Origin of the sequence: Actinopolymorpha singaporensis (genome assembly GCF_900104745.1) — a bacterium.
GTDB classification, from domain to species: domain Bacteria; phylum Actinomycetota; class Actinomycetes; order Propionibacteriales; family Actinopolymorphaceae; genus Actinopolymorpha; species Actinopolymorpha singaporensis.
In genome coordinates, this window is record NZ_LT629732.1 from 6,272,087 (window position 1) to 6,291,851 (window position 19,765).

The following is a 19,765-nucleotide window of genomic DNA, read 5'->3' on the forward strand; positions in this document are numbered from 1 at the left end:
ACACCCGGCTCCGGCTCGGTGGCAGAAGGTGACCGGACACTACCTCTCAGGAACCGCCGCTACGCCCGGCCTGGCCGCTTTTCGCCATGCGTTCGGAGGGCGTACGCAGCGTGCGAACGCCGCCCCGAGCCCGAGTGTGGCCGATCACACATTCCGACCTGGCCCCGGCGCCCACTATGTACGGCCGGAAGGGTGCAACATGCCAGACGAAGCTGACGCACGGGTGGCGTCGGTCACATCGGCCCCCAGGCGATCCCCCGACCCGGGTGACAACCTGGTCGATCACGGTGGCCACGCGTGCGGCAGACTCTCCCCACCCGCACCGTCGGCGTCCGTACCCGGGGACTACGCCCGGGACGCTCGGCCGGCGACCGGACCGGCCACGCGAGAGGATTGGGCGAGATGGCAACGGGAGTGATGGGTCCCGAACGCGCGCAGATCGGTGAGCGGACGCTGCGCCAGGACCGCTGGTGGATCTATCCGGCGGTGACCTTCGCGGTGTTCACGGCGTTCGTGGTCTACTCCACCTGGCGCGCGTTCGCCGGCGCCAACTACTACGCCTCGCCGTATCTCTCGCCGTTCTACTCCCCCTGCCTGAGCACCCACTGCGTCTCCGGCGCCAGCGACTTCGGGCAGCCGATCAGCTTCCTGCCGGCGTGGTTCTCCCCCGCCCTGGTCATCCTGATCTTCCCGCTGGGATTCCGGCTCACCTGCTACTACTACCGGAAGGCCTACTACCGTTCCTTCTGGTTGTCGCCGGCGGCGTGCGCGGTGCCCGAGCCGCACAAGAAGTACACCGGAGAGCGGCGGTTCCCGCTGATCCTGCAGAACATCCACCGGTGGTTCTTCTACGCGGCGTTCCTGATCGCCCTGATCCTCACCTACGACGCGGTGATCGCGTTCCGCAACCCGCAGCACGAGTGGGGTCACATGGGTCTCGGCACCCTGATCCTGCTGGTCAACGTGGTGCTGATCTGGCTCTACACCCTGTCGTGCCACTCGTGCCGGCACATCGCCGGCGGCCGGCTGCGCAACTTCTCCAAGCACCCGGTGCGCTACCGCTTCTGGACGTTCGTGTCGAAGCTGAACGGCCACCACCCACGCTTCGCCTGGGCCTCGCTGATCTCGGTCGCGGTGGCGGACTTCTACGTCTACCTGCTCGCGACCGGCGCGATCACCGACGTCCGGTTCTTCTGAGGAGACCGAGGTACATCGCATGAGCACAGTCGAACCACGCAACACAGGCGAGCGGCACTCCTACGACGTGGTGGTGGTCGGTGCCGGCGGCGCCGGCCTGCGGGCCGCGATCGCCGCCCACGACGCGGGCGCGCGGACGGCGATCGTCTGCAAGTCCCTGCTCGGCAAGGCGCACACGGTGATGGCCGAGGGCGGGATCGCCGCGGCCATGGGCAACGCCTGGCCGGAGGACAACTGGAAGGTGCACTTCCGCGACACCATGCGTGGCGGGAAGATGCTGAACAACTGGCGGATGGCCCAGCTGCACGCCCAGGAGGCGCCCGACCGGGTGCTGGAGCTGGAGGAGTGGGGCGCGCTGTTCGACCGTACGAAGGACGGGCTGATCTCCCAGCGCGACTTCGGCGGCCACCGGTACGCCCGGCTCGCCCACGTCGGTGACCGTACCGGCCTGGAGATGATCCGCACCCTGCAGCAACGCGCGGTCGCCCTCGGGATCGACGTGTTCATGGAGTGCACGATCACCGAGATCCTCAAGGACGGCGACCGGGTGGCCGGGGCGTTCGGCTACTGGCGCGAGAGCGGGCGGCTGATCACGTTCGAGGCTCCCTCGGTCGTGCTGGCCACCGGCGGCATCGGCAAGTCGTTCAAGGTGACGTCGAACTCCTGGGAGTACACCGGCGACGGGCACGCGCTGGCCGTGCGGGCGGGCGCGAGCCTGATCAACATGGAGTTCGTGCAGTTCCACCCGACGGGCATGGTGTGGCCGCCGTCGGTGCGCGGGATCCTGGTCACCGAGTCGGTACGCGGTGACGGCGGGGTGCTGAAGAACTCCGAGGGCCGGCGGTTCATGTTCGACTACATCCCGGAGTTCTTCAAGGCGGAGACGGCGGACTCGATCGAGGAGGCCGACCGGTGGTACACCGACAAGAAGAACAACCGGCGCCCACCTGAGCTGCTCCCCCGTGACGAGGTGGCCAGGGCCATCAACTCCGAGGTGAAGGCCGGCCGGGGCACACCGCACGGCGGGGTCTACCTCGACATCGCGTCCCGGCGCGACCCGGAGTACATCAAGCGGCGGCTCCCGTCGATGTACCACCAGTTCAAGGAACTGGCCGACGTCGACATCACCCGGGAGCCGATGGAGATCGGGCCGACCTGCCACTACGTGATGGGCGGCGTGGAGGTCGACCCGGACACCGCCGCGTCCGTCGTTCCCGGTCTGTACGCCGCGGGTGAGGTCGCGGGCGGCATGCACGGCTCCAACCGGCTCGGCGGCAACTCGCTGTCGGACCTCCTGGTGTTCGGCCGCCGGGCGGGCCTGAACGCCGCCTACTACGCCGCGCGCACCAAGGACTCGCCGGTGACGGTGGACGACGACGCGGTGCGGGCGGCGGCGGACGCGGCGCTGGCGCCGTTCTCGGAGGAGGGCGGCGAGAACCCCTACACCGTGCAGAAGGACCTGCAGGAGGTCATGCACAACCTGGTCGGCATCATCCGCACCGCGGAGGAGCTGGAGCAGGCGCTCGGCGAGATCGAGAAGCTGGCCGAGCGGTCCCGGCATCTGACGGTGGAGGGCAACCGCCAGTACAACCCGGGCTGGCACCTCGCCATCGACCTGCAGAACATGCTCTGGGTGTCGGAGTGCATCGCCAAGGCCGCGCTGACCCGGACCGAGAGCCGAGGCGGACACACCCGCGACGACTACCCGATGACCGACCAGGACTGGGGCACGAAGAACATCGTCCTGCGGCGGCGCGGCGACTCGGTCGAACTCGCGATCCAGCCCCTTCCGCAGATGCCGGCCGAGCTCAAGGCGCTCTTCGAGGAGAAGTGATGGGATACGACCTGTCTATGCGGGTGTGGCGCGGCGACGTCGACGGCGGCGCGCTCGCCGACTTCACCGTCCCGGTCGAGGAGGGCGAGGTCGTCCTCGACGCGATCCACCGCCTCCAGGCCACCCAGGCCGGCGACCTCGCCGTCCGGTGGAACTGCAAGGCCGGCAAGTGCGGCTCCTGCAGCGCGGAGATCAACGGCCGGCCGCGGCTGATGTGCATGACCCGGCTGTCGGAGTACGACCAGAACGAAACGATCACGGTGACGCCGGTGCGGACGTTCCCGGTGATCAAGGACCTGGTGACCGACGTCTCGTTCAACTACGAGAAGGCCAAGGAGGTCCCGGCGTTCGCACCGGCCCCGCCGGACGCGGACGGCAAGCGGCGGATGGCGCAGGCCGACGTCGAGCGGGGCCAGGAGTTCCGCAAGTGCATCGAGTGCTTCCTGTGCCAGAACGTCTGCCACGTGGTCCGTGACCACGAGGAGAACAAGCCGGCGTTCGCGGGACCGAGGTTCTTCCTGCGGTACGCCGAACTCGACATGCACCCGCTGGACACCAACGACCGGCGTCAACTGGCGCAGTCGGCGGCGGGTCTGAGCATGTGCAACATCACGAAGTGCTGCACCGAGGTCTGCCCCGAGCACATCAAGATCACCGACAACGCGATCATCCCGATGAAGGAACGCGTCGTCGACCGCAAGTACGACCCGCTGGTCTGGCTGGGCTCGAAGATCTTCCGCCGCGACCAGCGCGAGGAGGTCTGAGCCCGGCCGGTACGCCCAGCATCGACGTTCAGCCGAACGGCGTGGATTCCTCCGCGGAGGAATCCACGCCGTTCGCGTGTCCTGGGGAAACTTGACCTCGACGCGCTGACAGGACAGCGTTCTGCCATGGCACAGTTGCTCACCGACGACCAGATCACCGAGGCCCTGCGCGACCTACCCGGCTGGGAGGCACGCCCGGGTGCGTTGTTCCGCGCGGTCACCGCACCGAGCTTCATGGCCGGCATCGACCTGGTCGACCGGGTGGCGCAGGCCGCCGAACAGATGAACCACCACCCCGACATCGACATCCGCTGGACGACGATCTCCTTCTCGCTGACCACTCACGCCATGGGCGGGGTGACCGACAACGACGTCAAGCTGGCCGGACGGATCAGCGCGCTGGCCGAGGACACCCCCGGATAGAGCGCGTCCGCACCGCCGAAGCGTCAGCCCTTCAGCGCACCCGCGGTCAGGCCGGCCATGAACTGCTTCGCTGCCAGCAGGAACGCAACGAAGATCGGCAGCACGCTGATCACACTGCCGAGCATCACCGCGGCGGTGTCCTGCCCGTACAACGTGTTCAGGTTCGCCAGCGCCAGCGGGAGGGTGAAGTTCTCCTGCGAGTTCAGCACGATCAGCGGGATCTGGAACGCCGTCCAGGTGCCCATGAACGTCCACACCCCGAGCGCGCCGAGCCCGGGCCGGATCAGCGGCAGCACCACCGTCCAGTAGGTCCGCCAGTCCGAGGCGCCGTCGATCCGCGCCGCGTCGTACAGGTCGGCCGGGACGGTCTGGGTGATGACCTGCCGCATCCAGAACACCGCGAACCCGTTCGCCGCGCCCGGGATGATCAGCGGCCACAGCGTGTCGATCCAGCCCAGCCGGGCGATCAGGACGTACCACGGGATGAGGCCGACCAGTCCCGGGATGAAGATCGTCGCCAGCAGCGCCCGCCACATCCAGCGCGCGCCGGGCGCCTGACGGAACCGCGAGAAGCCGTACCCCACGAGCGAGGCGAGCAGCAGTACCAGCGCGGTGTGCGCGACCGCCACCAGGATGCTGTTGCCCATCGCGCGGAGTACGGGAACGACCTCGACCAGGCGGGTCCAGTTCGCCGAGAGGTTCCCGCCCGGCAGCAGGGGCGGCGGGAAGTGGTAGATGGACGCGTTGTCGTGCGTGGCGAGTACGGCCATCCAGTAGAACGGCAGGACGAACACCAGCACCACGAGGTAGATCATCACCGTGACGGCCCGGCGGGCCACCGGCGATCCCGCACCGTTCATCCCACTCCTCTCCACGACAGTGACCTCGGTGTGACCGTGTCCCTGACCGGGACCCGGACCGAGTCCGAGACCGGTACCCCCGTCATGTCCGCACCCGAAGCAAGCGGCTGTTGACGACCGTGAACACCGCGATCAGCGCGAACATCACCCACGACAGCGCCGACGCCGTACCGAAGCGGAAGTCGGTGAACGCGGTGCGGTAGAGCATCGTGCCGAGCACCTCGGCGGACTGGTCGGTGCCGCCGGAGCCGTTGGTCAGCACGAAGGGTTCGTCGAAGAGCTGGAAAGCGCCAACGGTCGACGACGTGGCGCTGAAGAAGATGATCGGCAACATCAACGGCACCGTCACCCGGGCGAACACCTGCCGCCCGCCCGCCCCGTCGACCCGGGCCGCGTCGTACAGCTCGCGCGGGATCGACTGGAGCCCGGCGACGAACAACAGCATGTGGAAGCCGAGGAACCGCCAGGTGATCATCAAGATGACGATCGGTTTGATCCACACCGTGGATGCCAGCCAGTCCAGGGTCACCCGGTCGCCGCTGACGAACGACAAGAACGCGTTGACAAGGCCCGCGTTCGTGGAGAACAGCACGCTCATGATGATCGCGATCACCGCCGGGGCGGCCAGCAGCGGAAGGAGGAACACCATCCGAAGGAAGCTCCGCCCGAACACGACGTACTCGTTGACGAGGTAGGCGAGAACGAACGCCGCACCCACCGTCACCAGCGTCGACCCCACCCAGATGTAGACGGTGTTGAACACCGCCTTGCCGAACGTCGGGTCGGTGACGATCGACACGTAGTTGTCCAGGCCGACGAAGTGCGCGGGGTTGAGGCCGTCCCAGTCGGTGAAGCCGATCCAGAACGCCGCCACGATCGGCACCAGCCCGAAGACCCCGAACAGCACGAAGAACGGTGCCACCATGAGGTAGAAGTTGCGGTGCGCCCGCACCCGGTCGCCGAGGCCGGCCGACGAAGCCGCCGCCGAGCCGGAGCCGGCGCGACCGGAGGGCCGGGTTCGGGTGTCCACCTGTCGCCCGTTCACGAGATCTTGTCCTCGAGGTCGTCCTGCGCCTTCCGCAACGCCGCCCGGACCGCCCGGACGCCGTGCACGACGTCGTTGACGGCGTTCGACAGGGCGGTGCTGGCCAGCGCGTCGTTGGGGTTCGTCACCGGCGGTCGCATCGTGGCGGACACCTCGCTGAAGACGGTGTTGACGTTCTCGTTCGCGTAGTACGGGTCGGGCTTGTTGATCCAGTCGCTCTTCCACGCCGGCTTCCAGGCGGGATAGAGGTCGCGGCCGTACATCGCCGCCAGACTCACCGGGTCCTGGGTGACCCACCTGACGAACTCCCAGGCGGCCAGCTGGTTGGTGCTGGCCTGCAGGACGCCGATGAAGTCGCCGCCGTAGTTGAACGCGCTCACGCCGTCGGTGGCCGGCGCCAGCGCCACTCCCCACTTGCCGGCACTCTTCGGCGCGTACTGCGCCTTGAGCAGGCCGCCGAACCAGTTACCGGAGAAGAACGTCGCGATCGCGCCCTCGTTGATCGCCGCGCCGCGTTCCTGGGAGGACATGTCCGGCGCGAGGAGTCCGTCCTTCTGCAGCCCGACCGCGAACTCCAGTGCGTTCGCCACGACGTCGCTGTCCAGCTGCGGCGTACCGGAGGCGTCGAAGTACGACACACCTGCCTGGTTGCGCAGGACGGCGACCAGCTGGCCCGGGTCGTCCAGCAGCCAGCGTTCGCCCTTCACGGCGAGCTTGCGACCGGTGGAGACGAACGTCGGCCAGTCACGCATCGCCGCGTGCACGTCGGCGGGAGAGGTCGGCAGCCCAGCGGCCTCGAACAGGTCACGGCGGTAGAACATCCCGCCCGGACCGGTGTTCTTGGGCAACGCGAAGATGCGGCCGGACCGGTCGTCGGCGACGTACTTCCAGGAGAAGTCGGCGTACTTCCCGGCCATCGCGGCCGCACCGAACGGCTTGCGCGACAGGTCGACGAACCCCGGTTTGCTCTTGAAGTTGGAGACGTTGGTGATCTCCACCATCGCCACGTCCGGTCCGGTGCCGGAGACCAGGGCGCCGAGCAGTTTGCTGTTGAACGTCCCGCTGAATCCCTGCACGCGGACCTTGATGCGCGGATACCGGCGTTCGAACGACGGGATCGTCTGCAGGAACATCCGGTCGTTGTCAGGCCAGGTCCACACGGTGATCTCACCGGTGCCGTCGCCCAGCGCGCCGTCGCGGTTCAGGCCGCAACCAGTCAGCGTCCCGGCGCCGACCACTCCGGCAGCGGCCACGACACCTCCGGCAGCGCCGCGAAGAAGCGTCCGGCGGCCGACCCGGCCGGCCCGGCGGAGTTCGCCGAGTCCGCGAATCTGGCGGGTTTCCATGCTCCTCCCCGACTTCGGACGACGTACGACGTGTGCGAACGCGCGCCGAATCTAATTGATGTTGATCATGGGAAGACAGGCCGTGGCCGAAGGTAGCCAGCACCGATCCGGAATCGCAGGTACGCAATGTCGGGGGAGAAATCTCTGTTCGATGAATACCCGCTCAGATATCTCTTCGATTAACGCGTTGACCTGTCGGTCAATTCGCGCCGATGCTGGTCTCAGGCGACGGTCACGGCTCCCGACGAAGCGTGCCGACCGCGAACCCGAGGGGGTTCTCATGAGGGAGCTCTACACCTACGAGATCGCGTCCACGACTCCCGAGGGGCGATGGACGCCGGTCGTGATCCGCACCGGCTGGTTCAGCCGAGACCCCGAATCCATCGCTCGCGGACTGCTGGAGAGCTGGGTTCTCGACTACCGCGGCCGCCTCATCAGCGGCCAGATCTACGCCTTCGGCAAGCCCGAGCGAGCCAGTTCCGCCCGGCTCGTCGCCAGCGTGCGCGTACGTGTCTTCAAGGGCAGGGACGTCGACGTCTCCACCGCGAAGCCGATCGCCATCGCTCTGCTGGGCCGCCCCGACGTGGGCCGGCCCCGGGACCGCCATCTCGGTGGAGGCCCGTCGTCGACCCGACGGACCGACCAGGGCCAACGCACCGACCAGGCCCAACGGACCGACCAGGCCCAGCTGACCGACTCCAGTCGCCGGCAGCGGGTACGCGCCCGTCTCCGGCTGCCACGGGCTCGGCCGGGTGAGCAACATCCCGGCGACCAGCATCCGGGCGAACAACACCCCGGCGACCGGCGCCTGCGCCGACTGGCGCCCAACTAGGCGGAGCACAGGGGTTTTGGAAGATCCTCCAAAAAGTTCGGGAGCGGTGTCGATCCTGCCGCTCGTTGTTCGAAGGAGGGGTGAGCGGCGGGGTCGGCCCGCCGTCCCGAACTGATCGAGGAGCACAGGCATGCCGCGTTTCCTGACCATGATCCGCATCGACGAACAGAAGCTGCCCGGCCAGGAGCCCGACCCCGGTTTCGAGGGCCGCGCCGCGGCGCTGTTCGAGGAGATCAACAAGGCCGGCGTGATGCGGGAGACCCACGGGCTCCTCCCCACCGCCGAAGGGACCCGGCTCACCTGGTCCGACGGCAGGATCACCAGTACCGACGGCCCGTTCACCGAGACCAAGGAGGTCGTCGGCGGGTACTCCATCACCGAGACCGAGGACAAGGCCGAGGCGGTCGAATGGGTCCGCCGGTTCCTGGAGATCCACCCGAAGAACTGGACCGTCAGCGCCGAGGTGCGCCAGATCGAGGAGGGCTGACCCACCCTCGCCGAGGAGACGACGGAGGTTGGTCCCAGGACGCGTCCCGGCCGACCCGGCGGGTGACGAAGACGTACTCCCGCCCGGGCCGGTCGGGCGCGTCCCTGATCTCCTCCACGGCGAATCCCGACGCGGCCAGGGACTCCTCCACCTCCTCGCGGCTTCGGAACCGGAGCGTGGAGCGGGAGGTGTGCACCGAGCCGTCGGTCTCGAAGACGTAGGTGCCCTGGAAGCTGACCAGGGATCCGGAGACCTCCGTCGTCTCCACCCAGGTGTCCACGGCGCCGATCCCCGGTATGTGCGTACGGCTGCGGGAGTGGCGGGGGTTCCACTCCCGCCACGCCTGCCGCTCCGGTACGCGGGTCTCGAACACCAGCCGGCCGTCCGGGGCAAGCGCTGCCCGGACACCGCGCAGGGTCGCTGCCCAGTCGTCGTCGGTCAGAAAGACCTGCGCGACGTTGCCCGTCATCGTGGCGAGGTCCACCCGCATCGGCGGCAGGGTGGCCGCGTCACCGTGCAGCCAGCGCACCCGATCGGCTCCCGACTTGCGCCGCGCCACCTCCAGCGAGGCCGCCGCCGGGTCCACGCCGACCACCCCGACTCCCCGCTCGGCGAGCAGACAGGCGAAGGTGCCGGTGCCGCACCCGACGTCCAGCACGCTGCGGGCACCGAACTCCGCGACCATCGCGGCATAGACGTCCAGGTCGCTTCGGTCGGAGTCCACCCAGTCGTAGATCTCGGCGAGCCGGGACTCGGCGAACTGCGCGTCGGGCACGGTCACACCGTAGCGAGTCAGGCGCCGACGGCCAGACTGATCTTCACCACGTCGCCGAGCTCCAGTTTCTCGGCCCGGCGTACCCAGGCTTTCACCGGCACGATGTACCCGCCGTCCTTCGGCCACAGCGACGTCGTCCACTCCGTCGCCCCGATCCGCGCCGTGACCGGGATCATTCCCCAGCCGTAGGTGACGTACGGCGAGGTCGCCGCCAGCTCACCGCACTCCTCCTCGGGGACGGAGACGAAGTGCCACGGCGCCGGCCCACGCCAGAACCACAGCTCGCCGCTGAACTCGATGTTCACGCGGCACAGGATAGGCACGCACCGCACGCCCGGCGCGGCCCCGGTCAGGGCGCGCCGGGCACGACGTGGCAGAGCCGGCCGCGCACGCACTTACCACTGTCCGGCCCGGGGCTCAGACGTTGAACTTGAACTCCACCACGTCACCGTCCGCCATGACGTAGTCCTTGCCTTCCAGGCGTACCTTTCCGCGCGCCCGCGCCTCGTTCATCGAGCCGGCGTCGACGAGCTCCTCGTACGACACGATCTCGGCCTTGATGAACCCGCGCTGGAAGTCGGTGTGGATCACGCCGGCGGCTTCCGGTGCCGTGGACCCCTTGCGGATCGTCCAGGCCCGCGACTCCTTCGGGCCCGCGGTGAGGAAGGTCTGCAGCCCGAGGGTGTCGAACCCGACCTTGGCCAGCATCTTCAGACCGGACTCCTCCTGCCCGGTCGAGGCCAGCAGCTCCGCGGCCTCATCCGGAGGAAGCTCCAGCAGCTCCGACTCGATCTTGGCGTCCAGGAAGATCGCCTGCGCAGGCGCCACCAGCTCGGTCAGCTCGGCGCGCGTCGCCTCGTCGGTGAGCTCGCCCTCGTCACAGTTGAAGATGTAGATGAACGGCTTGGCGGTGAGCAGGTTGAGCTCGCGCAGCACGGCCAGGTCGACCCCGGCGGCGAACGCGGTGACGCCCTTCTCCAGGGCTGCCTGGGTCCGGCGTACGACCTCGATCGTCTCGGCCAGGTCCTTCTTCAGCCGGGCTTCCTTCTCCAGCCTCGGCAGCGCCTTCTCGATCGTCTGCAGGTCGGCGAGGATCAGCTCGGTCGTGATCGTGCCGATGTCGCTCGCCGGAGAGACCTCGCCGTCGACGTGGACGACGTTGGGGTCGCGGAAGGCCCGGGTCACCTGGCAGATCGCGTCGGTCTCGCGGATGTGGGCCAGGAACTGGTTGCCGAGCCCCTCACCCTCGGACGCGCCGCGCACCAACCCCGCGATGTCGACGAACTGCACCGTCGCGGGTACGACCTTCGCCGACTCGAACATCCGGCCCAGCACGTCCAGCCGCGGGTCGGGTACGCCGACCACGCCGACGTTCGGCTCCAGCGTCGCGAACGGATAGTTGGCGGCGAGCACGTCATTTGCGGTGAGAGCGTTGAAAAGGGTCGACTTCCCGGCGTTGGGGAGTCCGACGATTCCGATCGACAAGGCCACGGGCCGCAAGCCTACGCGAGCGTGCCCCCGACGCGGTGGGCGCACGGTCGCGGCGATCTGTGCGAGCGAGCGCCCGGCGCGGCGGACCGGGTCTTGTCGGTGGTCTCGGTCACAGTGGTCGCCATGAACGGGACGATCTTCCTCGCCTTCGCCGTGGGACTGGCGGTCGGACTGGCCATCGGTGCGCTGCTGGTGCGGGTCCGGATCGCGGAGTCGCTCGCCCGGGCCACCGCCGAGCGGGACGCCGCCGAGAGCCGACTGGCCGAGCTGACCGCCGACCGGCGTTCGCTGGCCGAGCAGTTCAAGGCCCTGTCCGCCGACGCGCTCGCCCAGTCCAGCCGGCAGCTGCTCGACCTGACCGACGCCCGGGTGCGGGCCGCCGAGACGGTGGTGGCGCCGGTGAAGGAGAGCCTGGACCGCTTCGACGGGCGGCTGCGCCAGCTCGAGGAGTCCCGGGTGGCGCTGCAGTCGGCCCTGCGCGAGCAGGTCGACGCCGTACGCCTCACCGGGGAGGCCCTCCGCAAGGAGACCGGCGCGCTGGCCACCGCGCTGCGCAAGCCACAGGTACGCGGACGTTGGGGGGAGCTGCACCTCGCCCGGGTGACCGAGCTCGCCGGCCTCGTCGATCACGTCGACGTCAGCTTCCAGCACAGCGCGACCAACACCGACGGTGACACCGATGCCATCCACCGGCCGGACCTGGTGGTCCACCTGGCCGGGGGCAAGCACGTGGTGGTCGACGCCAAGGTGCCGCTGGAGGCGTTCCTGGACGCGGCGGAGGCCGCCGACGACCGGACCCGTTCCGAGCGGCTGGCCCGGCACGCCCGGCACGTCCGCCACCACGTCGACGCTCTGGCAGGCAAGGGCTACTGGCGCCGGCTGCCGGCGACGCCGGAGTTCGTGGTGCTGTTCATGCCGGGTGAGGCGTTCCTGTCCCACGCGCTCGAGGCCGACCACACGCTGCTGGAGTACGCCGCCGAACGCCGGGTGATCCTGGCCACGCCGAGCACCCTGATCGCCCTGCTCCGCACGGTGGCGTACGCATGGACCGAGCAGGCACTCACCCACAACGCCCGCGAGGTCTTCGAGCTCGGCCGGGAGCTCTACCAGCGGCTCGGCCGGCTCGGCCGGCACCTCGACCGCCTGGGGCGCTCGCTCACCGGCGCGGTCGGCTCCTACAACGAGGCCGTCGGCTCGCTGGAGACGAGGGTGCTGGTCAGCGCCCGCCGACTGCACGAGCTGAAGGTGACCGACGAGGACCTCCAGGCGCCCGCTCCGGTCGAGCAGGCCGTCCGACCCCTCGCGGCGGCCGAGCTGGTCGGGGCGGCCGCCGAGGCGCGTGCGGTTCGCCGGGTAGGCGAGGGCTGACGTCGTGCCGAGCGGGTGCCGAGCCGGGGTCGAGCCGGGGTCGAGCCGGGGCAGACCGCCGGGCACTGTCGGGTCCGCGAGACGATTGTCATGATCATTTACGGCCGGGCCGGATGACGCCGGGCCGGTGGTCCCAATATCGTTCTCGCGTGCAGGAGCCACGCGTGCAGGGTCGGCCGGCGTCGGCGCCGTCCGAGGCGACCCCGCCACCACCGCGCGCCGAGCGCGCGCAGCCCGGGTTTCCCCGCCGAGAACGCCCGCCGATCGAGGCGTCGCGGCGGGAACGCCCCTCGATCGACTCGACGTGGCGGGAGCGTCCACCGGTCGAGCGCGCCCGAAGGCCCGGCGGTCGGCGAATCGCCACCTCGTCGGCCGAGGTCCCACCGTCACCGGACGGCCCGGCAGTCCGTGGGCGTCGGGTGGCTTTTCCCCTGCCGGCGGACCTGCCCACCCGGGCGGAGCGCGCCGCCTGGCCGCCGCCGACTGCAGGCGCCACCCGGCCCGGCCTGGTGGACCGAGGCCGGCCCGTCCTCCCCGGGCGACGGGCCAGGGTCTCCTCTGCAGCTCCGGACCGGACGGCCGAGGTGTCACCTGAGCCGGAAACTGCCGCGGCGGACCGGGTTGCGGACCCGGACATGGATCTCGACGAGCACGACACCGCCCTCCCCCGGCTGTCCCGGTCCGGCGAATTCCGGACGCGCCCGCTGCCGTTCGCGTTGAGCGACGACGCCTTCGAACCAGACGTCGGCGCGGACGTCGACCCGACGCCGACGGGAGGTTCCTGGGAGCCTGCAGGCGCACCCGCGACTTCGGAGGAGACAGGCTCGGCTCCTGCCGTCATCGGCAGACGTCGACGTACTCCCGCTCCGTCCACCCCCGCCGAGCCCACCCCCGCCGAGCCCGAGTTCTCAGGGGGCGAGTTCCCAGGGGGCGAGTTCCCAGGGTCCGAGTTCCCAGGGGGCGAGTTCGGAGGGGGCGAGTTCGGAGGGGGCGAGCTCCCAGAGTCCAGACCCGCCCTCTCGGGACGGGACGTCCGGTCCGAACCTTCCTGGCGATCACTCCTGGCTCAGCGACCCGAGCCGGAGCAGGTTCAACTCCCGTCGCCGGATTCCCCCGAGCACCACGCCACCCACGACGCCACCGACCACGACGCCGGCCGGCGCGAGGCCATGGATCCGGCGACGAACGAGGCGGCGCACGACGCCGAGCTTCCGCAGGACCTTCTGCCGAAGGGCCTGCGCCACGCAGAGGACACCGATGAGAACGGTTCACAGACCGTGACGGACATCCGACGACAGGCGGCCCGGCCCCCGGCGCGCCAACGGCCGGACCTCCGAGGGCCCGGAGCACCGGCACAGCGCGTCGTTCGGCCGAACACCGATCCCCACAAGATGGGGATGCCGGCCTTCGTCGCAGTGGTCGTGGGCGTCGGCGGCAGCGTGGTGGGCGCGTTCCTCGACATCCTGGTGACCGGGGGCGTCGGCCTGCTGTTCAGCCTGTGCTTCGTGCTCACCGCGTTCGGGGTGGCGGCCGGCGTACGACGTACCGGCATGTTCACCGCGGGCGTCCTGCCGCCGCTCGCCGCGCTGGCCAGCCTGGTCGTGGTCGCCGCCGTGGACCCCCAGCGGATCGCCAGGACCACTTCGCCGGCACACGCGGTGCTGGTCGGGCTGGCGTGGGAGTCGTGGACGATCGTGGCCGGCTGCGCGGTGGCACTCGTGACGATCGCGGTGCGGGCGGCGTTCGCACACCGCGCCCGGGTCAGCGGGTCGAGGCGGCCCGCCGAGACGTACGCAGCTCCGGCGGCAGGGCGAAGATCAGCCTCTCCTCGGCGGTCCTGACCTCCTCGGCGGCGGGGAAGCCGTGCTCGGTCAGCAGGTCGAGCACCCCTTCGACCAGGGAGTCCGGCACCGACGCACCGCTGGTGACGCCGACCACCTGCACGCCGTCGAGCCAGGCAGCCTCGATCTCCTCGGCGTTGTCCACGCGGTAGGCGGCGCGGGCACCTGCCTCCAGCGCGACCTCCACGAGGCGTACGGAGTTGGAGGAGTTCGCCGAACCCACCACGATCATCAGGTCCGCCTGGTGGGCGATCTCCTTGACCGCGACCTGGCGGTTCTGGGTCGCATAACAGATGTCGTCACTCGGAGGGTCGATCAGCTGCGGGAACCGCTCCCGGAGCCGTTCGACCGTCTGCATCGTCTCGTCGACCGAGAGCGTCGTCTGGGACAGCCAGGCAACGCGGGACGGGTCACGGACCTCGATCCGGTCGACGTCGTCGGGACCCTCGACGAGTTGGATGCGGTCGGGGGCCTCCCCCGCGGTTCCCTCGACCTCCTCGTGCCCGGCGTGGCCGATGAGGAGGATGTCCTGGCCGCCGCCGGCGAACCGGCGGGCCTCGTTGTGCACCTTCGTCACCAGCGGGCAGGTCGCGTCGATCGTACGCAGCGAACGTTCCTCGGCCTCCGCGTGCACGGCGGGTGAGACCCCGTGAGCGGAGAACACCACGGTCGCTCCCTCCGGGACGCTGTCCAGCTCGTCCACGAACACCGCGCCGCGGGCTTCGAGGCTGCTGACCACGTGCTTGTTGTGCACGATCTGCTTGCGGACGTAGACGGGCGGGCCGTACTTGTCCAGGGCCTTCTCGACCGTGATCACCGCCCGGTCGACTCCTGCGCAGTAACCGCGCGGGGCAGCGAGCAGGACTCGGCGTTCGCTCGACGTCATGCCCCTCATGGTAGGTGGCCCGCCGGGGTGGGGACGCCCGCCCGCCGGGGTGAGGCTTGCCACGTGCTCCTCGGGCAACGCCTCGCCCACCCACCGCGCACCTGCCGGAAGCCGGGTCCGAACGGCCGGGAAAGGGACGAAAGGGGCACCTCCGTCCAGACGTAGGAGCCGGCCCGTAGGGTCTGGCCATGGCCCTGCAGACGTCGCCGGAAAGCCCCGCGCCAGTACGCCAGATCGCCAACCTGATCGGCCAGTGGATCGGGCGGCTCGGCGCGGTGTGGGTCGAGGGCCAGGTGGCGCAGCTGACCCGGCGTCCGGGCACCTCCACGGTCTTCCTGACGCTGCGGGACCCGGTGGCCGACATCTCCGTGCAGGTCACCTGCCCGCGCCGGGTGTTCGACATCGTGGACCCGCCGGTGGTCGAGGGCGCGCGAGTGCTGGTCCACGCCCGGCCCGCCTACTACGCGCCGAGGGGCACGCTGTCCCTGGCCGCGTCCGACATCCGTCCGGTCGGACTCGGCGACCTGCTCGCCCGGCTCGAACGCCGCAAGCGGCTGCTCGCCGCCGAGGGGTTGTTCGCCCGCGAGCGCAAACGCCCGCTGCCGTTCCTGCCCACCAGGATCGGCCTGGTCTGCGGGCGCGGCTCCGCCGCCGAGCACGACGTACTCGAGAACACCCGGCGCCGGTGGGCGGCGGCGAGGTTTCGGGTGGAGAACGTCGCTGTTCAGGGACCCCAGTCCGCGGGCCAGGTGATGGAGGCGCTGCGCCGCCTGGACGTCGACGCGACCGTGGACGTGATCGTGGTGGCCCGCGGCGGCGGTTCGGTGGAGGACCTGCTGCCGTTCTCCGACGAGGGCCTGATCCGTGCCGTCGCGGAGTGCCGTACGCCGGTGGTGAGCGCGATCGGGCACGAGCAGGATTCACCGCTGCTCGACCTCGTTGCCGACGTACGCGCCTCCACGCCCACCGATGCGGCCCGGCGGATCGTGCCCGACGTCGGTGAGGAGACCGCCCGGGTGGACGCGCTGCGCGGCCGGGCCCGCCAGCTGTTCGGCGCGTTGCTGGACCGCGAGCTGACCGGCCTGCACACGCTGCGAGCCCGGTCGGCACTCGGCGACCCCGAGCGCGACCTGGGACGCCGCGCCGAGCAGATCGTGGCGCTGCGCGACCGCGCCGACCGATGTGTCGGGCAGCTGCTGGATCGCGCCGAGGACAACCTGCACCACCAGCTGGCCAGGGTGCGTGCGTTGTCTCCCAAGGCGACGCTGGACCGGGGCTACGCCGTCGTGCAGAAGGCCGACGGGCACGCGGTCCGCGACCCGGCCGAGGTGAGCGGCGGCGAGCTTCTCGCCGCCCGGGTGGCCGGCGGGCAGTTCTCCGTCCGCGTACAGGACGGCGACGACGCGTCGGACACCTCGGCCGGCTCGGAGGCTCAGGGCGCCGCCGGGACGGGCCGGCCAAGCCGGTGAGGACGCGGGTCAGGACGCGGGTGAGGAGTCGCCCGGGTTCGGACCATCGACACCTGCCCGGGGTGGGCGTCGATAGGGTCTGAAGGGTGAGCGAGCCCGACACCCGCGAGCCCGAGACCGCCCTTTCGTACGAACAGGCCCGAGACGAGCTGGTCGACGTCGTACGCCAACTGGAGGCCGGCGGCACCACCCTCGAGGAGTCCCTGCGTCTTTGGGAGCGCGGCGAGGAGCTGGCGACCATCTGCCAGGGCTGGCTCGACGGCGCCCGGGCCCGGCTGGAGGCGGCCCGCGCGTCGAGGGAGCAGGACGAGATCGAGGATCTCGACGAGGACGAGTAGCAACGCGCCCAGCGCAGAGCACGGCCGCACGGCGAACGCCGGCGAAGGAAGAGCAGGGAGACCATGGCCAGCACGAGCACCACCGCCAGCAGCGACGGCGTGCCCCCTCCGCTCCGAACCGACGCGGACGCACCCGACCGCAACCTCGCCCTCGAACTCGTCCGGGTGACCGAGGCGGCCGCGATGGCCGGCGGCCGGTGGGTCGGCCGCGGCGACAAGAACGGCGCCGACCGGGCCGCCGTCAACGCCATGCGCACCCTCATCGCCTCCGTCGGCATGCACGGCGTGGTCGTCATCGGCGAGGGCGAGAAGGACAACGCGCCGATGCTCTACAACGGCGAGGAGGTCGGCTCCGGCGAGGGGCCCGAGTGTGACGTCGCCGTGGACCCGATCGACGGCACCACCCTCACCGCCAAGGGCATGAGCAACGCCGTGTCCGTGCTCGCGGTGGCACCGCGCGGTGCGATGTACGACCCGTCAGCCGTCTTTTACATGGAGAAGCTGGCCACCGGCCCCGAGGCGGCCGACGCCATCGACATCACCGCGCCGATCACCGAGAACATCCACCGCGTTGCCCGCGCCAAGCACGAGTCACCCGAGGACGTCACTGTGGTGATCCTCGACCGGCCCCGGCACGAGTCACTGGTGCAGGAGGTCCGGGCCACGGGTGCGCGGATCAAGTTCATCACCGACGGCGACGTGGCCGGCGCGATCATGGCGGCCCGCCCGGGCACCGGTGTCGACCTGCTGGCCGGCATCGGCGGCACACCCGAAGGCATCATCGCCGCCTGCGCCATGAAGTGCATCGGCGGCATGATCCAGGGCCGGCTGTGGCCGAAGGACGACGCCGAACGCCAGAAGGCGATCGACGCCGGCCACGACATCGGCAAGGTCCTCACCACCGACGACCTGGTCGCCGGCGACGACGTGTTCTTCGTCGCCACCGGCATCACCGACGGCGAGCTGCTGCAGGGCGTGCGCTACCGCGGCGACGGGGCGACGACGCACTCGCTGGTGATGCGGTCCCGCAGCGGCACGATCCGGTCCATCATGTCCGAGCACGCGCTCAGCAAGCTCCGGGCCTACTCCACGATCGACTTCGGCCGCGCCGGCTGACCCCTCCGGCTCTGCCGCGCCGGCTGAGACGGGCCGCGCCGCCGCTCAGCGGCGGAACCAACCGCGGCGCGGCGGCTTGGCCGTGAGTTCGCCGAGGACGACGGTCCCGCGCACCCTGATCACCGGGGTGCCGGGTCCGTGCACCCCGCGGGTCTTGTTCTTGCGTTCGGCGAGGACGGTCGTCCCCCGCTCGAACTCCACGGCGATGTCGTCGGGAACGATCAGCGTGAGCTGGCCCAAACCCACCTGGACGTCGAGCACGACCTCGTGCGGGATGGCGGCGTCGGTGAAGTCCAGAGTCACGTCGCCGAGGTACGCGCGGGCGGACAGCCGGGGCGGCACCAGCCAGCGGCCGTTCACCTTCTGCGAGCTGAGCAGGGCGTTCACCTCCGCCGGCCCGGGCCGGGCGGGGGCGTTCGCCGCGGCTCGGCTCTGCGGACGCGACTCGCGTTCGGCTGCCTCGGGCAGGTCCGCCGTCAACGGCATGAGCTCGGCGTAGGTCTTCGCCGCGTACGTGCGTTCGAGCCGGGTCTCCAGCTCGTCGAAGTCCAGCCGGCCCGCCCCGGCGGCGCGCCTCAGCACCTCGGCGGTCTGCTCCCGATCTGCGTCGGAGGCCCGGAGTTCGCCGGAGCCGCCGGCCGCCCACGGGGTGTTGCTCATCGTCACTCCTTCGACCTCACAGTCACGGCCTCTGAAGGCTAGCCGCTCGGCGCGTGTGGGGCCTCCTCCCGACGGACGACCGCCCGAGGAGCTGCCCGGCGGATCCTCACCGGATCCCGGCCTCATCTGCGCCGACGCAGAGGCGGCGTGGCCTCGGCCTAGGCTGGGGCCCGTGCTGCCCGACCCCGTTCCCGGCCCCGTTCCCGGCCCCGTTCCAGCCCCGGTTCCGCCCTTCGACCCGACCCGGCCGGTGACCCTGGCCGCGGACGAGACGCCGCGCGGTTCGGTCGCCCTGCGCCGCCGGTCGCTGCAGCCGGCGGGCGCCGGCGAGGTGTACGAACTGATCACCAACGGCACGTTCGTCATGGACACGCTGGAGACCACCACCGAGCGTCTGCTGGCCCGGGCCGCACTGGCGTACGCGCCTGCCGACGCGGCCTGGACGGTCGTCGTCGGTGGTCTCGGCCTGGGGTTCACCGTGCGGGAGCTCCTCACCGACGCCCGCGTCGCCCGGGTCGACGTGATCGAACTCGAACCCGCCGTCGTCGGCTGGGTACGCGACGGGCTGGTCCCGCCCACCGCGGGCGTCCTCTCCGACGAGCGGGTGCACGTCCACGTCGCCGACGTACGCCGCTGGCTACCGGCACTGCCCGCGGGCAGCACCGACGCGATCCTGCTCGACGTCGACAACGGCCCGGACTTCCTCGTGCACCGCGCCAACACCGAGGTGTACGAACGCGAGTTCCTCGGCGTCGTCCGGCGTGCCCTGCGGCCGGGCGGGGTGGTCGCGGTGTGGTCGGCCAGCCGGTCCTTGGCGCTGCATCGCCGGTTGGAGCGGGAGTTCGGCACCTGTGAGGAGATCCACCGGGTGGTTCCGCGGGAGGGCCGCCGGCTCGACTACTACCTCTACATCAGCCGCACCGGGGCGTGAGACGCGTCACCTCCGCCCGCTTTCCCCGCGTACTGGCCATATAGGTTGATCCAATCAACATTGACAATGTATTTCGTTCGGCCGGACGCTCCTGTCATCCGC

The 19,765-nt window shown here is 70.4% G+C and carries 21 protein-coding genes; 12 read left to right on the forward strand and 9 right to left on the reverse strand.

Annotated elements, in window-relative coordinates:
• Positions 1-402: 402 nt before the first annotated feature.
• From BLU27_RS28070 to BLU27_RS28085, 4 genes are all read left to right on the forward strand, one after another.
• Entirely contained in the window at positions 403-1,197 is a 795-nt protein-coding gene (locus BLU27_RS28070; protein ID WP_092656761.1) for a hypothetical protein, read from the forward strand.
• Between the two features lie 19 nt (positions 1,198-1,216).
• A complete protein-coding gene (locus BLU27_RS28075; RefSeq protein ID WP_092656763.1) occupies positions 1,217-3,031 on the forward strand; it encodes a fumarate reductase/succinate dehydrogenase flavoprotein subunit in 1,815 nt (604 codons plus the stop codon).
• A complete protein-coding gene (locus tag BLU27_RS28080) occupies positions 3,031-3,795 on the forward strand; it encodes a succinate dehydrogenase/fumarate reductase iron-sulfur subunit (protein WP_092656765.1) in 765 nt (254 codons plus the stop codon). Before BLU27_RS28075 ends, BLU27_RS28080 begins: the two co-directional genes overlap by 1 nt.
• Positions 3,796-3,921: 126 nt before the next feature.
• A complete protein-coding gene (locus BLU27_RS28085; RefSeq protein WP_092656767.1) occupies positions 3,922-4,218 on the forward strand; it encodes a 4a-hydroxytetrahydrobiopterin dehydratase in 297 nt (98 codons plus the stop codon).
• A 23-nt stretch (positions 4,219-4,241) separates the two neighbouring features.
• On the opposite strand, the gene BLU27_RS28090 is transcribed toward BLU27_RS28085, so the two are convergent.
• The 3 genes from BLU27_RS28090 to BLU27_RS28100 form a co-directional block, all read right to left on the reverse strand.
• Positions 4,242-5,078 (reverse strand): carbohydrate ABC transporter permease, encoded by an 837-nt coding sequence (locus BLU27_RS28090; RefSeq protein ID WP_092656769.1) that lies wholly within the window; start codon positions 5,076-5,078, stop codon positions 4,242-4,244.
• Positions 5,079-5,160: 82 nt separating this feature from the next.
• Positions 5,161-6,123: a carbohydrate ABC transporter permease gene (locus tag BLU27_RS28095; protein WP_241827684.1), complete on the reverse strand. Its 963-nt coding sequence runs from the start codon at positions 6,121-6,123 to the stop codon at positions 5,161-5,163.
• On the reverse strand, positions 6,120-7,469 hold the full coding sequence (locus tag BLU27_RS28100; protein WP_092656771.1) for an extracellular solute-binding protein: 1,350 nt from the start codon (positions 7,467-7,469) through the stop codon (positions 6,120-6,122). Before BLU27_RS28100 ends, BLU27_RS28095 begins: the two co-directional genes overlap by 4 nt.
• 280 nt (positions 7,470-7,749) lie before the next feature.
• Between BLU27_RS28100 and BLU27_RS28105 the strand changes: the two genes are divergently transcribed.
• Positions 7,750-8,301, forward strand: a complete 552-nt coding sequence (locus BLU27_RS28105) for a hypothetical protein (RefSeq protein WP_092656773.1) — start codon at positions 7,750-7,752, stop codon at positions 8,299-8,301.
• A gap of 130 nt (positions 8,302-8,431) precedes the next feature.
• On the forward strand, positions 8,432-8,788 hold the full coding sequence (locus BLU27_RS28110) for a YciI family protein (protein ID WP_092656775.1): 357 nt from the start codon (positions 8,432-8,434) through the stop codon (positions 8,786-8,788).
• Here BLU27_RS28110 and BLU27_RS28115 read toward each other — a convergent pair.
• The 3 genes from BLU27_RS28115 to ychF form a co-directional block, all read right to left on the reverse strand.
• Positions 8,754-9,563: a class I SAM-dependent methyltransferase gene (locus BLU27_RS28115; protein ID WP_197681609.1), complete on the reverse strand. Its 810-nt coding sequence runs from the start codon at positions 9,561-9,563 to the stop codon at positions 8,754-8,756. The two genes, BLU27_RS28110 and BLU27_RS28115, sit on opposite strands and share 35 nt — an antisense overlap.
• 17 nt (positions 9,564-9,580) lie before the next feature.
• Positions 9,581-9,868: a DUF1905 domain-containing protein gene (locus BLU27_RS28120; RefSeq protein ID WP_092656777.1), complete on the reverse strand. Its 288-nt coding sequence runs from the start codon at positions 9,866-9,868 to the stop codon at positions 9,581-9,583.
• 112 nt (positions 9,869-9,980) lie between these two features.
• Complete coding sequence (gene ychF, locus BLU27_RS28125; RefSeq protein ID WP_092656779.1) at positions 9,981-11,054, reverse strand: redox-regulated ATPase YchF; 1,074 nt, start codon at positions 11,052-11,054, stop codon at positions 9,981-9,983.
• Positions 11,055-11,177: 123 nt separating this feature from the next.
• On the opposite strand from ychF, the gene BLU27_RS28130 reads away from it, so the two are divergent.
• Complete coding sequence (locus tag BLU27_RS28130) at positions 11,178-12,422, forward strand: DNA recombination protein RmuC (RefSeq protein WP_241827685.1); 1,245 nt, start codon at positions 11,178-11,180, stop codon at positions 12,420-12,422.
• 1,055 nt (positions 12,423-13,477) lie between these two features.
• On the opposite strand, the gene BLU27_RS29410 is transcribed toward BLU27_RS28130, so the two are convergent.
• Positions 13,478-13,666, reverse strand: a complete 189-nt coding sequence (locus tag BLU27_RS29410; protein WP_157728842.1) for a hypothetical protein — start codon at positions 13,664-13,666, stop codon at positions 13,478-13,480.
• A 147-nt stretch (positions 13,667-13,813) separates the two neighbouring features.
• Between BLU27_RS29410 and BLU27_RS29415 the strand changes: the two genes are divergently transcribed.
• Complete coding sequence (locus BLU27_RS29415) at positions 13,814-14,263, forward strand: DUF6542 domain-containing protein (protein ID WP_157728843.1); 450 nt, start codon at positions 13,814-13,816, stop codon at positions 14,261-14,263.
• Here BLU27_RS29415 and BLU27_RS28140 read toward each other — a convergent pair.
• The gene (locus BLU27_RS28140) at positions 14,184-15,158 is read right to left on the reverse strand and encodes a 4-hydroxy-3-methylbut-2-enyl diphosphate reductase (RefSeq protein ID WP_092656783.1); all 975 of its coding nucleotides are present in this window, start codon (positions 15,156-15,158) and stop codon (positions 14,184-14,186) included. The genes BLU27_RS29415 and BLU27_RS28140 overlap by 80 nt on opposite strands.
• Before the next feature lie 179 nt (positions 15,159-15,337).
• Between BLU27_RS28140 and xseA the strand changes: the two genes are divergently transcribed.
• From xseA to glpX, 3 genes are all read left to right on the forward strand, one after another.
• Positions 15,338-16,618: an exodeoxyribonuclease VII large subunit gene (gene xseA, locus BLU27_RS28145; protein WP_092656784.1), complete on the forward strand. Its 1,281-nt coding sequence runs from the start codon at positions 15,338-15,340 to the stop codon at positions 16,616-16,618.
• Positions 16,619-16,704: 86 nt separating this feature from the next.
• On the forward strand, positions 16,705-16,956 hold the full coding sequence (locus BLU27_RS28150; RefSeq protein WP_092656786.1) for an exodeoxyribonuclease VII small subunit: 252 nt from the start codon (positions 16,705-16,707) through the stop codon (positions 16,954-16,956).
• Between the two features lie 63 nt (positions 16,957-17,019).
• Entirely contained in the window at positions 17,020-18,072 is a 1,053-nt protein-coding gene (glpX, locus tag BLU27_RS28155) for a class II fructose-bisphosphatase (protein ID WP_277869261.1), read from the forward strand.
• A gap of 45 nt (positions 18,073-18,117) precedes the next feature.
• On the opposite strand, the gene BLU27_RS29420 is transcribed toward glpX, so the two are convergent.
• The gene (locus tag BLU27_RS29420; protein ID WP_157728844.1) at positions 18,118-18,732 is read right to left on the reverse strand and encodes a DUF1707 SHOCT-like domain-containing protein; all 615 of its coding nucleotides are present in this window, start codon (positions 18,730-18,732) and stop codon (positions 18,118-18,120) included.
• 172 nt (positions 18,733-18,904) lie between these two features.
• On the opposite strand from BLU27_RS29420, the gene BLU27_RS29425 reads away from it, so the two are divergent.
• Positions 18,905-19,663, forward strand: coding sequence for a spermidine synthase (locus tag BLU27_RS29425; RefSeq protein ID WP_241827686.1), 759 nt, complete (start codon positions 18,905-18,907; stop codon positions 19,661-19,663).
• Positions 19,664-19,765 lie beyond the last annotated feature (102 nt).

What these genes read in the sequence shown, in the direction of transcription:
- BLU27_RS28080 (WP_092656765.1), top strand. Translation starts at nt 3,031, where the DNA reads ATGGGATACGACCTGTCTATGCGGGTGTGGCGCGGCGACGTCGACGGC.
- BLU27_RS28130 (WP_241827685.1), top strand. Translation starts at nt 11,178, where the DNA reads ATGAACGGGACGATCTTCCTCGCCTTCGCCGTGGGACTGGCGGTCGGA.
- BLU27_RS29415 (WP_157728843.1), top strand. Translation starts at nt 13,814, where the DNA reads ATGGGGATGCCGGCCTTCGTCGCAGTGGTCGTGGGCGTCGGCGGCAGC.
- BLU27_RS28090 (WP_092656769.1), bottom strand. Translation starts at nt 5,078, where the DNA reads ATGAACGGTGCGGGATCGCCGGTGGCCCGCCGGGCCGTCACGGTGATG.
- BLU27_RS28070 (WP_092656761.1), top strand. Translation starts at nt 403, where the DNA reads ATGGCAACGGGAGTGATGGGTCCCGAACGCGCGCAGATCGGTGAGCGG.
- BLU27_RS28140 (WP_092656783.1), bottom strand. Translation starts at nt 15,158, where the DNA reads ATGAGGGGCATGACGTCGAGCGAACGCCGAGTCCTGCTCGCTGCCCCG.
- glpX (WP_277869261.1), top strand. Translation starts at nt 17,020, where the DNA reads ATGGCCAGCACGAGCACCACCGCCAGCAGCGACGGCGTGCCCCCTCCG.
- BLU27_RS28085 (WP_092656767.1), top strand. Translation starts at nt 3,922, where the DNA reads ATGGCACAGTTGCTCACCGACGACCAGATCACCGAGGCCCTGCGCGAC.
- BLU27_RS29420 (WP_157728844.1), bottom strand. Translation starts at nt 18,732, where the DNA reads ATGAGCAACACCCCGTGGGCGGCCGGCGGCTCCGGCGAACTCCGGGCC.
- BLU27_RS28105 (WP_092656773.1), top strand. Translation starts at nt 7,750, where the DNA reads ATGAGGGAGCTCTACACCTACGAGATCGCGTCCACGACTCCCGAGGGG.
- BLU27_RS28075 (WP_092656763.1), top strand. Translation starts at nt 1,217, where the DNA reads ATGAGCACAGTCGAACCACGCAACACAGGCGAGCGGCACTCCTACGAC.
- BLU27_RS28100 (WP_092656771.1), bottom strand. Translation starts at nt 7,469, where the DNA reads ATGGAAACCCGCCAGATTCGCGGACTCGGCGAACTCCGCCGGGCCGGC.
- BLU27_RS28110 (WP_092656775.1), top strand. Translation starts at nt 8,432, where the DNA reads ATGCCGCGTTTCCTGACCATGATCCGCATCGACGAACAGAAGCTGCCC.
- xseA (WP_092656784.1), top strand. Translation starts at nt 15,338, where the DNA reads ATGGCCCTGCAGACGTCGCCGGAAAGCCCCGCGCCAGTACGCCAGATC.